11 protein-coding genes and 1 pseudogene are annotated in these 13864 nt (G+C 46.9%); 7 read left to right on the top strand and 5 right to left on the bottom strand.

What is annotated here, in order from left to right; genetic code table 11:
• Nucleotides 1–308 precede the first annotated feature (308 nt).
• The 5 genes from VGB26_08215 to lexA form a co-directional block, all read right to left on the bottom strand.
• Nucleotides 309–2525 carry a DNA polymerase domain-containing protein gene (locus VGB26_08215; protein HEX9757772.1) on the bottom strand — a complete coding sequence of 739 codons (2217 nt, stop codon included), beginning with the start codon at nucleotides 2523–2525 and terminating at the stop codon, nucleotides 309–311.
• Nucleotides 2509–2781, bottom strand: coding sequence for a hypothetical protein (locus VGB26_08210; protein HEX9757771.1), 273 nt, complete (start codon nucleotides 2779–2781; stop codon nucleotides 2509–2511). The genes VGB26_08215 and VGB26_08210 overlap by 17 nt, the downstream gene beginning before the upstream one ends.
• A gap of 4 nt (nucleotides 2782–2785) precedes the next feature.
• A complete protein-coding gene (locus tag VGB26_08205) occupies nucleotides 2786–3496 on the bottom strand; it encodes a hypothetical protein (GenBank protein HEX9757770.1) in 711 nt (236 codons plus the stop codon).
• Between the two features lie 117 nt (nucleotides 3497–3613).
• Nucleotides 3614–3754: a hypothetical protein gene (locus VGB26_08200; GenBank protein ID HEX9757769.1), complete on the bottom strand. Its 141-nt coding sequence runs from the start codon at nucleotides 3752–3754 to the stop codon at nucleotides 3614–3616.
• Nucleotides 3755–3839: 85 nt separating this feature from the next.
• Nucleotides 3840–4448, bottom strand: a complete 609-nt coding sequence (gene lexA, locus VGB26_08195; protein HEX9757768.1) for a transcriptional repressor LexA — start codon at nucleotides 4446–4448, stop codon at nucleotides 3840–3842.
• Between the two features lie 305 nt (nucleotides 4449–4753).
• Between lexA and hemL the strand changes: the two genes are divergently transcribed.
• The 7 genes and pseudogenes from hemL to VGB26_08160 all read left to right on the top strand — a co-directional run bounded on the left by hemL (nucleotide 4754) and on the right by VGB26_08160 (nucleotide 13856).
• Nucleotides 4754–6043 carry a glutamate-1-semialdehyde 2,1-aminomutase gene (gene hemL / locus VGB26_08190; protein HEX9757767.1) on the top strand — a complete coding sequence of 430 codons (1290 nt, stop codon included), beginning with the start codon at nucleotides 4754–4756 and terminating at the stop codon, nucleotides 6041–6043.
• A gap of 97 nt (nucleotides 6044–6140) precedes the next feature.
• Nucleotides 6141–6719 carry a D-sedoheptulose 7-phosphate isomerase gene (locus VGB26_08185; protein HEX9757766.1) on the top strand — a complete coding sequence of 193 codons (579 nt, stop codon included), beginning with the start codon at nucleotides 6141–6143 and terminating at the stop codon, nucleotides 6717–6719.
• Nucleotides 6716–7714 carry a hypothetical protein gene (locus tag VGB26_08180; protein HEX9757765.1) on the top strand — a complete coding sequence of 333 codons (999 nt, stop codon included), beginning with the start codon at nucleotides 6716–6718 and terminating at the stop codon, nucleotides 7712–7714. Before VGB26_08185 ends, VGB26_08180 begins: the two co-directional genes overlap by 4 nt.
• A 47-nt stretch (nucleotides 7715–7761) precedes the next feature.
• Nucleotides 7762–8202, top strand: a pseudogene (gene rfaE2 / locus VGB26_08175) (D-glycero-beta-D-manno-heptose 1-phosphate adenylyltransferase).
• A gap of 9 nt (nucleotides 8203–8211) precedes the next feature.
• Nucleotides 8212–11775, top strand: a complete 3564-nt coding sequence (gene mfd / locus VGB26_08170) for a transcription-repair coupling factor (GenBank protein HEX9757764.1) — start codon at nucleotides 8212–8214, stop codon at nucleotides 11773–11775.
• A gap of 66 nt (nucleotides 11776–11841) precedes the next feature.
• Complete coding sequence (locus VGB26_08165; protein ID HEX9757763.1) at nucleotides 11842–12846, top strand: peptidyl-prolyl cis-trans isomerase; 1005 nt, start codon at nucleotides 11842–11844, stop codon at nucleotides 12844–12846.
• Entirely contained in the window at nucleotides 12777–13856 is a 1080-nt protein-coding gene (locus tag VGB26_08160; protein ID HEX9757762.1) for a peptidylprolyl isomerase, read from the top strand. The genes VGB26_08165 and VGB26_08160 overlap by 70 nt, the downstream gene beginning before the upstream one ends.
• Nucleotides 13857–13864: the final 8 nt, after the last annotated feature.

The raw sequence follows: 13864 nt of genomic DNA, 5'->3' as shown, positions 1-13864 counted from the left end.
GGCAGGAGAAAGTTCTTGTTACAGACTTCTGGCTTTTATTGCATTAAAGATGGAGCTGGCTTGGAGGAAAACGCCGGTGGGCAGGGTGAATCATAGATTACACTGGTTCACTAAATTCACACAAAATACTTGACAGTACCTTAAAAGTCAACACTATTCAAAAAAGGTTTTCAACCCTGGGTAGGGAAAAAATTAAAATTTTTGGAAGAGAAATTGTTTAAAACCTTACACCTTGTCGCCGTTCAAATTTTACTCCATCGCACTGATTAACGATCAGCATCGGGGAGATTTCCCCTGATTCTTTAAACCTACCCCGTCAACGCGTCGAGCTTTTTGAGGTCATACCCAAAAAGAGACAAGAGGCTCTCTCCCGCTTTTAAAAGAAGCTCCATGTACTTTTCCCGGTCATAGGAATGATTCGATGTTAATAGAGGATAGGCGCGGGCCCGGCTGGTGGGATCTTTGTCTTCTGCATTCGTAATGATGTATTGGATCGATTCACCGGGATCCAGCTTGATGCCCCTGGCGAGAAGCTCCTGTGCGGCCACGGCCGAAAGCGTGGCCTTCTGATACTGCCTGGGATCTTTGGAAAGATCACGGGAGATAACCAAGTCGCAAAGAGCCACTTGCCCTTCGTGAATCCGCTGCCGATAGTCTCTCAGAATTTCAAGAACATGAGGAATACAGGCTTCATAGTCTTTAAGGGTTTCGGTTCGATTCAACAGATCCATCATGTAAGTCTGCGCCTCTTTAATAATTGCTGGGGTATCCGACCGCCTCACCTCCAATCCCCGAACCTTGACTTTTCCATCCCGAAAAACACCGTAAAAACGGTTGGGCACAGAGAGTGTTGGCTTGGTTTTGGAGGGGAGAAAACCGATCCAACGGTAAATCCCTTCAAAGTTAATCGGAAGCTCCGTTCCATGAGAAATCGCTTTTGCAAGATTTTCGTAGTCCTGCTCCGCTGCACCCGGCTTTTTAAGCCAAAGGGAATCCACGATGGCATGAAGCAGTCGGAACCCCTGGGCTTCGGCAATCTCTTTCGCCCGGAGAAGCATTTCCCGGCTGTACGCCGTCACGCATTCGTGGGCCTCAATGCGACCAAAACGGGCATTTTTATATCCGAGATATCCAAACGAAACCACAAGAAGCCACTTTAGAGCCGTCTGGCGTTGATCATAGCGTTTTTTCTGAACGGGATCCGTGGCTGACTGCAACCGCTTTTTGTAATGGCTTCTCTTTGCAAGGAGAGGCTCCAAGGTCTGAGGCACCAGACCTTTTCGCCGGGTACAGATGGAGTAACCGGTTTCAGGAACGCGATTTTCCGGACAGCAGGAGCAGCCAACCGTCTCGGGCGAGACATTGAACTTCGCCATAATGGCAGGGTACATCGATGCAAAATCAAGTTCCGCTACTTCTTCGTAAAAACCCACAGGTGGGAGGAAGACCAGACCTCCTTTATCGATGGTTAAAAGTTGTTCAGCGGATTTAAACGCTTCCGGCTCTCGCTTTCGCCACGGGATCAGAATCCCCCGACGATAAGCTACTTCTAACTGCATCGATGTGATGCCGGTTCCCGTTGATGTTCTGGCCAAGTGCTGTAGCGGAAGTTTGGTCACCCTGGCCTGCTCAAAAAGCCCTTCCATGCCGGCTTCATGGAGAATAAAGGAATTCTGCCGGTCAATATGACACCGGCCAAACAGGGTTTGCGCTCCGGCATTGTAGACGATACGGCCATAGGAAGCATAGGACCGGGAGCGCTTTCCTGCCATCCGCCTCTCGGCGTCACGGTTCAATGCCAATGGAATCCTTGCTTCATCCGCCATCTGTTGAAGCTGAGGAAAGAGAAATGAATCCCCCCAGTCGGTGAAGACAATATCCGGATCATGCTTCAGCAGGTGGCTGTTGAAAAGTCCCAGGAGTTCCTCCGGATCCTCTGCTTCCAGCAGATAGCCCTCTTGTTCCGCAATCATCTCCAGTTTTCCCCGCCAGCCATGGTTGGGATTGAGTAGCTCCCCTTCCAACTTGAGATGCAGATTGCGCAGCGGGGGAATGCTGTAGTCCAGATCCCATGAGGAATTCAAGGCCTGGATCGATAGAACCTGATTATTTTCATTGAAAACAACGAAACAGAAAACCAAGGGAAAAAGATCCCGTTCATAAAAATAGAGTTGCGTGAGGTTGATGTCACAGTTGTAGAACCTGAGTGCATTTAGGGTCCGGGTGATTCTTTTGACAACATGGGGAAATCCAGAAGGCTGATCAACGATGACCTGAACCACCGGGATGGGTTGACCGCTGAAGAACTCGATGCGCTCAACCTGTTTGGCGATAAGAGGAGTTTTTTCTTCCGAAAGAAGAAGGAAAGCGTTTTGAAGCTCTCGCGTAGGACCATCAAAATAAAAAGAGGGATGAAACGAATCCATTAACCGGACCCGTTGCTGCTCCTCTGTAATGAACCACAGGGTCATCCCATTAGAAGAGGGATAGGCATCCAGAAGCCAGCCTTTAAGCTCTTTTTGCAAACCTTACCTCAAGTTCTTTCACCTTACTTTGTAGAGCAAGACTTGCTTTCCGTTCTTCTAACAGCATGGAAAGGAGCATGGCCGAAAAGGCATCCGTCGGAGCAAAATAAGCACCCGCCTGGGCATGGTAACGGGCATGGGCAAACAATCCTTCAAGAACCGCCTGATCCTCTTTTCGCAAGGCACGCTTGAACTTGCCCCATTCCTCCAGGGCATGATTGATCTGCATGGTAAATGTGGCCAGCGTGCGACCCATCGCATCACCTCCCAGGATACCGTTTCTTTGAAAACGGTAATGTCAAAAAACCCGACGGTTTGCCTCTCGTTCCCTTTGCATCATCTTTCAAGATGAGGGTTTTCTCAGATCGGCATAAAGTAAAAACACGGTCCGCAGATCTAACCGCAATGGATACCAGACCTTTTCTCTTTCCAACCAGCATCGTCGAATCAGGAGCCAGAATGATGATCCGATTTCCCTGATCAGCCAAGGAACGTAGCCAATGAACGACCCGCTGGAGTATCGGAGCCGCCTCCCATAGCGGGACTTCCTCATCCCAAAAACCATCCAGCAACCCAGAGACAAAACACAAACGACTATCACAGGCCCTTAGCTTTCCAGCCAATCGATCCTGAACCACAGCCTCCAGCTGATGGATGGTAAAAGCCCTTGAGATAAAAATACGTTTGAGAAGCCTTCTCGCATCCATCTGAAGTGCCCGGGCCGCCTTGGTGATAAAGGGAAGATCAAACACATTAGCACTATCGATCAATACAACTGCTTCTCCCTCTATTAACCGCCATGTCATCAGATAATGTCCCAGCGCAAACAGACCCTCATGCCCGGTAAACAGGATGAGCTGACCTCGATCACATGCCACGGCCTCTAAGGCTGATGGAATCAGAATCTTGGGCCAGGAAAGTCCTGAATGCTGGATGTCAATATGGAATGGGACAGGTGGTTCATGAACCATGACTGAACTCTGTTCTTAGTGGAACAACCCCCGGGCTCGAATCAAAAAAGAGATTGCTTCCCGCACTACCGGCAGGTGGGCATTTCGCCATGACATTTCTTTTCTAATCAATAGAGATTATTGCTCGGCGTTGCCCACCATTGCCGGATGTTTTGTGTTTGACTCAAAAGCAGGACAGAGGTCACCATCCTCATATTCCCATCTTTTTCCATCAATGGGAGCACCGCCTTGATCAATTAACTGACACCGGTTGCTCATCTTCTCGCGATTGAGCTCCCGCACATGGACACATGTAGGACACGTCCAAAAACGATAGTTTTGTTGAATCATCACCAAACCCTCTTTAGTTTAAAGTCAAAAATCGAACCGTACCCATGACCTTGCCAAGGATACGGAAGTCATCATCTTGTGTTAAAACAAGCGGTGATTGGTCCGGATTTTCCGGCTGCAGAACAACCTTGTTACCGCGATGGAAAAAACGTTTCACCGTGGCTTCATCCCCCAGCAATGCCACAACAATATCCCGATCCTCAGCATGGGGTTGTGATTTCACCAACACATGGTCACCCTCCAAAATTCCCGCGCCGATCATACTGTCACCCTTGACCTTCAACAGAAAGGGATAACGAAAGCGCACCACTGAACGATCAAGTGCAAAGGTTCCTGAGATATTCTCCTGAGCCAGGATCGGCCGACCCGCCGCCACCTGGCCCAGAATCGGAACCGGTATGCTCTGAGGCAAATCCGAAACACCGATCATACGGGCTCCCCTTCCTCGGGTCAGGCAGCCTTTTTCTTCCAATGCATCCAGGTGTTTCTTAACCGCACTGATCCCCTTGATTCGAAAACGTTTGGCAATCTCCCTGAGCGAAGGTGGATACCCTGCCTTGCGAACAAACTCTGCAAGGAACTTCAGAATCTCAAGCTGCCTTTTGGTGGGTTGAGTTTCCATAGGTGAACAAATGTTCACCCACTACTATAAACCAAGGAGTGCAGGGTGTCAAGATGGTTTTCAAATCCCGCCTTTGTTACCTGCCTTCTCCTTCCTTTTGAATCCGATTGAGAGCGTAAACCTTGAAAGAATTTAGATTTCGGAAATAAAAAAACAAAATACTCACAGGAACGGGTTTCATGAAACCGCTTAAGAAATTTTGTAAAGGTTTTCCTGAAAATCGGTGATGTGAATTTTGCTCCCACCTTGACTCCTCCCCTGCTCAATGGTATGGTAGCCTCCACCGATTAACCATCAAAACCAATATGAAAACAACGCGTTCCACACGTCTTTTTCAAAAAGCCCTAAGCTATATCCCTGGAGGAGTGAATAGCCCTGTCCGTGCTTTTCGTTCAGTGGAGGGAAAACCTCTGTTTATCAACCGGGCCAAGGGATGCAAACTCATTGATGAAGATGGCCAGGAATATATTGATTATGTCCTTTCATGGGGACCGATGATCTTGGGGCATGGGCACCCAACCGTTACCCGAGCTCTCAAAAAAGCCATTGATCACGGCACAAGCTTTGGCGCACCTACCTCTAAGGAGGTGGAGCTGGCCCAACGGATCACCCAAGCCTTCCCCTCCATTGAAATGGTCCGGATGGTCAACTCCGGAACGGAAGCTACCCTAAGTGCTTTGAGGCTGGCTCGGGCATGTACTAAACGGGATAAAATTTTAAAATTTGAGGGATGCTACCATGGCCATGGAGATAGTCTTTTAGTGAAGGCGGGCTCGGGAGCAGCCACATACGGAATCCCTGATAGCCCGGGAGTTCCGGAAAGCCTTGCTCAACTTACCCTCACCGCTCCTTTTAATGACCTAAAAACCGTGCAAAGACTTTTTGAGCAGGAAGGTTCATCCATTGCAGCGGTTATCGTAGAACCGGTAGCCGGTAACATGGGAGTGATTCCGCCAGCAGAAGGGTTTCTGGAAGGGTTGCGAAACCTCACCCGTGAGTGGGGAAGCCTATTAATCTTTGATGAGGTCATGACGGGGTTCCGGGTTGCTTTTGGAGGCGCACAATCCCTCTATCACATCCGGCCGGATCTTACTTGTCTGGGTAAAATCATTGGAGGAGGTCTTCCGGTAGGAGCCTATGGAGGACGACGGGAAATTATGGAATATGTGGCCCCTTCCGGGCCCGTCTACCAAGCCGGGACACTTTCAGGAAATCCCATTGCTGTTACAGCGGGAATCGAAACCCTCAAACAACTCGCACTGAAACGAAACTACCGCACCTTAGAGACTCGGTCTAAGCAACTGGACAAGGGACTGCGTGAAGCAGCAAAAAAAGCGGCTATTCCCATCCAATTAAACCGTGTCGGTTCCATGCTCTCTGTCTTTTTCACCAAAGAACCGGTGATTGACTACCGCACCGCAAGGCGTTCCGATACCAAGGCTTTTAACTGTTTTTTCTGGGCAATGCTTTCCCAAGGGATCTATTTACCACCCTCCCAATTTGAAGCCTTTTTTCTTTCACTTGCTCATTCGGAACGTGCGATTGAAAAAACCGTAAACGCCGCCCAAAAGGCTTTTCAATCTCTAAGAGAGTAGGTCATAAAAACCAACCCTTTGAAAAAAATACCCGTTCTTGACAGGAAAAACGGTCCAGCGATATGATGAGTTTGCCATTCCCGAAAAGGAGGAGCCCGTGAAGGAAAGGATCCAACAAAATTTCCAGGAAAGTATCGCAACCAAACAAAGTTTTTTGGCTTCTCATTTAGATAAAATCATAGAGGTGACGGACAAAATGGTTTCTGTCTTGGAGAGAGGAGGAAAAGTCCTTTTTTTTGGAAACGGCGGGTCGGCTTGTGATGCATCTCATCTCGCAGGAGAATTAGTCAACCGTTTTTATCTCGACCGAAAGGGTTTAGCGGGACTTTCTCTTACAACCGATATGTCTGTTATCACCAGCATCAGTAACGACTACCACTATCATGAAATTTTTGCCCGGCAAATTGAATCTCTGGGAAAAGAAGGCGACATGGCCATCGCCATTAGTACCAGTGGAAATTCCGCAAACGTGATACGCGGGGTTGAAATGGCCAAGTCCATGGGGTTAATCACCGTGGGGTTTACGGGAGGAAACGGAGGAAAGCTGGCTCCCATAGCAGACGTGGCTTTTATCGTTCCCTCCAAAGTGACCCCTCGAATTCAGGAAACCCACATCACCCTGGGTCATGTCATCTGTGAACTGGTGGAGGAGAGGCTCTGCAAACCAAAAACATGAAAAAACCTAACCGTTCCCTGCCTTGGGAGAAGATTAAAACCTACTCCTTAAAAACCCGTAAAAATAAAGTTCATTTTAAAGATGCCGCAACACCGTATACCCCAGGGTCTCCCTTTCATTCTTTCTTAAAATCCCTCCCCAATTTTCTTTCCGTTCAAGATTTTAGGTCTGTAGTGGATTCTCTGGTCAAAGCCCATCGAGGTCAACGGTTGGTCCTTTTTGGAATAGGCTCCCATGTCATTAAAGTAGGTTTAAGCCCACTCCTGATCGATTTGATGGAACGGGGAATCATCAATGGTATTGCCATGAACGGTTCAGGCATTATTCATGACTTTGAAATGGCCTATTTGGGGCAAACCTCGGAAGATGTGGACAAAGAGATCAATCAGGGAACCTTTGGAATGGCGGAAGAAACGGGGCGGATCCTCAACCAAACCATTGAAGAGGGAATGAAAAAAGGAGTGGGTTTGGGTGAGGCGGTTGGACAGCGCATCCTGAATGAAAAGTTCACCCATTATCGAAAGAGTATCCTTGCCAACGGTGTTCGACTCGGAATTCCGGTGACCATTCATGTGGCAATGGGAACGGACATCATTCATATGCATCCCACCGTCAACGGAGCGGCCATTGGTCAAACCTCACTTCAAGATTTCAGAATTTTTACTTCCTTGGTATCCCAATTGGAAGGGGGAGTTTACTTAAATATTGGATCCGCCGTTCTCCTGCCCGAGGTTTTTCTTAAATCGATCACCATTGCACGGAATCTGGGGTACCCCCTTAAGCGGTTTACCACGGTTAACATGGATTTTTTTCAACATTACCGCCCGCTGACCAACGTCGTTAAACGTCCGACTCAAAAAGGGGGAAAAGGATATTCTTTGACAGGCCACCATGAAATTATGGTTCCCCTTCTGGCTGCAGCTTTACTTGAAACCCTACATCCGACTAAAAAAAGGCGGCCCCAGTCCCCCTCAAAACATTCGCCTACGCCTTAATGGGTTCCATGGTCGATAAAATTAAAAAAGAGAAAGATCTCCTTGGGGTGATCCACCAATTAAAGCAGGAGGGGAGGAAAATTGTGATGACCAATGGATGTTTTGATCTCATTCATGTAGGTCATGTACGATATCTTCAGGAAGCCAAACACCAAGGAGACGTTCTGATCGTGGCCCTGAATACCGATCAATCCGCACGGTCCCTGAAAGGACCTCAACGCCCTATCGTTCCAGAGGATGAGAGAGCGGAAATTCTTGCGGCTCTGGCCTGTGTGGATTATGTTATTCTATTTGATGAACCCACTCCCCTGAGGTTGATTGAAAAACTTATCCCCCACGTTTTGGTAAAAGGAGGGGACTGGCAGACCCACCGAATCGTAGGCGCCCAAGTCGTCGAAAACTCTGGAGGAAAAGTATTGTCGATTCCCATGACCCCGGGCCGATCGACCTCAAACCTAATTGAAAAAATTCTTCAAATGTATCAGTAGGGACTTTTCGTGTCACAACCTCTTTTTAATTTTCCGTTCCAACAACCCATCCCATCTTTTTTATCTATTAAAGAAGCCCTAAAAAAAGGAAACGTTCCGATCCAAATATCCGGATTTGGGGGATCCAGCAACAAAGCCTTTTGGGTAACTCTGCTTTACAAAACCACCCCACAAAGCCTGCTTCTGGTCACCGAATCCATGGAAGAAGCACAATCGTTGTTCTTCGATCTTCAATTTTTTGCTGACCTATTCAAAGAAGATAAGGACTCGATCCGTCTCTTTCCTGGGGGGGAAACCCTTCCCTATGAAAAAAACTCCCCTTCCTTGGAATGCCGAATAACCCGAATGGAAACTTTATATCACCTATTGGGACAAAACCGTTCCATCGTCATCACCACCATACCTTCTTTGTGTCAAGGAACTCTTCCCCGGAGGGTTTTCGAAACAGGCCTTTTTCCCATTCGGGTTCACGACTCTTTTCCCCAAGAAACCCTTCTCTCTCACCTGGAAGAACTGGGTTACGTTATTAGCACAACGGTTCATCAAATTGGGGAATGTGCCGTTCGAGGAGGTATTATCGACATTTTTACTCCTGCATTTAAAAACCCCATCCGTTTAGAATACTGGGATGATACCATCGATTCCATTCGTGTGTTTGACCCGGTGACCCAACGCTCCACCGAAACCATCCCATCCGCTAAAATTATTCCGATCCGCGAACTCCTCCTTAAAAAGGAATACCTTCAAGACGGATGGGAGGAATTCAATAAAAGGGGCCATTCTCTGGGACTTTCCCCCTACCAGATCGAATTGCAATGGAACCACCTTATCCAAAAACCCCCTCGACCGGGGTTGGAAATTCTTGCTCCTTTCCTGACCCCCTTAAAAACCCTTTTTGATTTTATGCCGGGAGATTGCCTGGTTCTATGGGATGAATGGACCCAATTGGAAAAACAAACCGAAGATTTTTTCCATGAAGCCAATAAGGCCTATCAGGCCCTCCTCCAAGAAGGCCTGGTACTTCCGTTACCTGAGGAGCTTTTTCATCAGCCCCTGGCCCAATTGAGTTCCCAACACACACAATTGTATCTAGAGAGTATTTCACTCTCCTCCGGCAGGGCAAAGACCAGCCTCTCCACTGAATTTCGATCAACGCAAAGCCTGGGGTTTCAGCAAAAAGGAGCCTCTTTCTCCACCCAATTAGAACGGCTCCAGGCTTTTAGGGGAAAAAATCTTTGCTTGTTGGTTTGCAGAACGCCAACCCAACAGAAACGTCTTCGGGAACTTTTTGCAGAAAACCATCTCCCCACCCTCTCGGTTGATTCATCCGATCAAGAAAATCTTTTTTCCCAAAAAGAACAAAACCCATCCCCTTCCTTTTCATACAACACCGGTTCAAAACTCCCCCCTCCCACCCCATTTCCTCTGGTTCTTCTGATGGGAGACCTATCCAATGGTTTTTTGGCCCCCCAGGAAAGCCTTTTGGTAATCACAGAGGAAGAATTTTTAGGACACCGAGTCAAGCATCGGCCCACATCAAAAAGCAAACTCTCTCCCTTCCTGCCAGCCCTTGAAGAATTAGAACCCCGGGACTGGGTAGTTCATCTTCAACATGGAATCGGTCAATATATTGGGTTGGAGCGCTTAAATATTCAGGGAATTCAAAAAGAATTTATGCTGATTCAATACGCAGGCAAGGACAAACTCTACGTACCGCTAGAACACCTGGATCAGGTTCAGCCTTATTCCGGGGTGGAAGGGGCTTCCCCTCAAATGGATCGGTTGGGAGGAACCACCTGGGCAAAAACCAAACAAAAGGTGAAACGGGAACTTGAGGAAATGGCAGAAGAGTTGTTACAACTTTATGCAACCCGGGAAATTACAGAGGGATATACTTATCCTCCGGACACAACATTATCCAGAGAATTCGAATCCACCTTTGAATATGAAGAAACCCCGGATCAGCTCCGCGCCATTCAGGATGTCAAAAAGGATTTGGAACGGGACCGGCCCATGGATCGGTTGATCTGCGGGGATGTGGGTTATGGAAAAACCGAAGTGGCTCTTCGGGCGGCATTCAAGGCGGTGGAGGAAAGTAAACAGGTAGCAGTGTTGGCCCCGACCACTCTTTTGGCACATCAACATTTTCAAACCTTTACCCAGCGGTTCAACGCTTTTCCCGTTCGTGTAGAAATGCTCAGCCGGTTCCGCTCTCCGCGAGAACAGAAAGAAATAATTAAGGGTATTCGGAAAGGGGAGGTGGATATTATTATCGGAACCCACCGGTTATTACAAAAAGACGTTCAATTTCAAGATTTAGGGCTTGTGGTCATTGATGAGGAACAGCGATTCGGGGTCACCCATAAAGAGCACCTCAAACAGTTGCGTACCCATGTGGATGTGCTGACACTTACCGCTACCCCCATCCCGCGCACACTTCAATTCTCGCTACTGGGGGCAAGGGATATATCCCTTATTGAAACACCTCCTGCAGACCGTTTGGCCATTCACACCCTTACCGTTCCATTTGAACAGAAAATAATTCAGGAAGGGATTCAAAGAGAATTGGACCGTGGGGGTCAGGTGTTCTTTGTCCACAACCGCGTCCAAAGCATAGAGCGGATGGCCACTTTCTTAAAAAACCTTTTTCCGGAAGTCTCTATTGGAATTGCCCACGGACAAATGGCAGAACGTGCCCTGGAACAGGTGATGCGGCGATTTATCCAAAAGGATTGCCAAATCCTGGTCTGCACTTCGATTGTTGAGTCTGGCCTAGATATTCCGGATGCTAACACGATTTTTATTAATCGCGCCGATCAATTTGGTCTCTCCGAACTTTATCAATTAAGGGGGCGTGTGGGACGTTCTGGTTACCAGGCTTATGCCTATCTCCTGATCCCCCAGGGGAGAATCCTTACCAGTGAAGCCAAAAAGCGGCTTCGGGCTTTGCAAGAATTTACGGAGTTGGGGGCAGGCTTTCGAATCGCCGCACGGGACCTGGAAATCCGGGGAGCGGGGAGCCTTCTAGGGAAAAAACAATCGGGTCATATTGCCGCCCTGGGTTTTGAGTTTTACCTTCAAATGATTGAAAATACGGTCAAACAGCTCAAAGGGGAAAAGGTCGAAGAGGAACTGGAGCCCAATCTGGATTTAAATGTTTCGGCGTACCTTCCAGAGGAATACATCCCGGACACCCATCAGCGCCTCTCCATCTATAAACGCCTCTCCTCTGTGGCGGATGAGCATGAACTAAAAAAACTCAAAGAAGAATTAATCGATCGCTTCGGCCCCATACATGAAGCCGCCCAACACCTTCTTCAAGTCATGGAATTGAAGATGGATTGCAAAACTCTTCGCATTCTTCGAATGGACTCTCAGGAAAAGGGGTTTCGCATCACCCTGGACCCCTCCCATAGGGTTTCCCAAGAGGGGTTCACCCATTTGATGGACCAGTACCAGGAAAAAATCCGATTTCATTCAGAATACTGCTTTGAAATCCTTACGGAAAGAAAAAACTGGGAAGAAGAAATGCACCACATTAAAACCTGCCTTCATGTTCTTCGTCTCCATTGACGATTCATTTCAAGACAAATCTATGGTAGAGTATAGCGTGTTGAAACTTTCAAATTTTCTTAGGGTATGAGCCGAATTTCTCTTCTTCTTTTTAGCCGATTTTTAAAAATTTCCCGTTCCACATTTCATTTCTGGAAAAGGGTCTATCCTGTTTTTTTCCTGTTCCTCTCTTTGAATACCTGGGGTTGTGAAACTGCCAATCAAAAAGAAATCCCTTCGCCAATCCTGGCAACCGTAAACCAGGACTCCATAACCGTCAAAGAATTCAACAATTATCTTCGTAACCAATCCCTTCACCCTGGATCGGGAAAAGAATTTCAAACCCCAATGGAATTGGTGGAGGCCCTGATTGAGGAATTAATTGAACATCATCTCCTGCTTCAAGAGGCTCACCGACAGCAAAAAACGGTAAGCGATTCCGAATTAAATGAGGCCGTTAAAGCAATCAAGGACGATTATGCTCCCCAGGAATTCGAAACCCTTTTACAGGAAGAAGGAATAACCCTTTTGGAATGGGAAAACCAAATGCGGGAGGATCTCCTCGTTAAAAAAATTCTCTCCTTGAATATTGATCAAAAGATTTTGATTAGCGAAGAAGAGGTAAAAAATTATTATGAAAAACATAAGAAAGATTTTGTAATGCCCGAACAGGTAAAAGCCAGGCATATAGTCACCGCACAGGAAGAGGAAGCTAAAGAGATTCGTCAAGCACTTCTGCAAGGGGAATCGTTCGAATCGCTGGCCCGAGAAAAATCGATTAGTCCGGATCGGGAAATGGGAGGAGACCTTGGACTTTTCAAAAAAGGAGAAATGCCAAAAGATTTTGATGTGGTCTTCTCCCTCAAGGAATCGGCCATAAGCCCAATGGTTAAAACCCCCTATGGTTTTCATCTTTTTCAGGTTGAAAAAAAGTTTCCTTCAAGGACATTATCCTTTGAAGAAGTTCAGCTGCAAATTCAAGATCTTCTTTTTCAAATAAAAAGGGAGGGACTTTACGAAGAATGGCTTCAGGATTTAAAATCGGCCAGTTCTATCAATATCAACCTTTCGGTCCTCAAAACAGAAACGTGAAAAAAATGAAAACCCTAAACCGGATATTGCCTCTGAAATTTCCAAAAACGTTACTAACATTTTTTATTCTGTTTTTTGCCATTTGGAAGGGGCCGGAATATGCTCAGGGAGAACCCCTTTTAATTGATCGAATTGTTGCGGTTGTCAACCAGGAGGTCATTACGCTTTCCGAACTTCAGGAAAGCGCTATGTTGGCCTATCGGCAAAAAAGCCTCTCTAAAACAGGTGAGGAACAGGATCCACTGGACCAAAATTCGTTGCGTGTTATTTTGGAAAAAGAAATTGACAAGAGGTTACAACTTCAGGAAGCACGGAAAAAAGGTATTTTTTTATCGGAAACGGAGTTGGAAACCGCATTGGGGGATATTAAAGCCAGAAACGGTTTCGTCAGCAATGAAATTTTCGCCCAAGCACTGGCAAAAGAATCTCTCACCTTGGAGCAATACAAAAATGACCTTCGGGATCAATTAACCATCCTAAAACTGGTCAATCGTGAAATTTCCTCCAGTATGACGCTGGAGGAAGAAAAACTGAAGGAATTCTATGAACAAAACCAGCATCTATTTGCCGGCTCCCCCCGCATTCAGGTTCGCCAAATTCTCTTGAAAATAGGGAGCCCCGAAGAATCCCAAGAAAAAATGAAACTTGCGGAAAAAATTGTTGAACAGATTCACCAAGGATCAGATTTTATTGATATGGTTGACCAATACTCCGAAGGCCCCGAGAAAACACGGGGTGGGGATTTGGGTTATTTCAAATCGGGAGAATTAATGTCCCCTTTAAATGAAACGGCCTTCTCTCTTTCTGTTGGGGAGGTCAGCACACCCATCCAAAGCTCCTTGGGAATTCATATCCTCCAAATATCTAAAAACGAAACTGATCCATACAAACCCTTTGAAGAGGTGAAGGGAGAACTCGGAGAGAAACTCATCCAGATAAAATCAGAGGAATTCCACCATGACTGGCTACGGGAACTGAGACTCCACGCCCATGTGGCCATTAAATTCTAAACCCTTTT

The sequence above is a fragment of the Nitrospiria bacterium genome (assembly GCA_036397255.1).
Taxonomy (GTDB): domain Bacteria; phylum Nitrospirota; class Nitrospiria; order DASWJH01; family DASWJH01; genus DASWJH01.
This window is presented reverse-complemented; position numbering and strand designations above follow the sequence as displayed.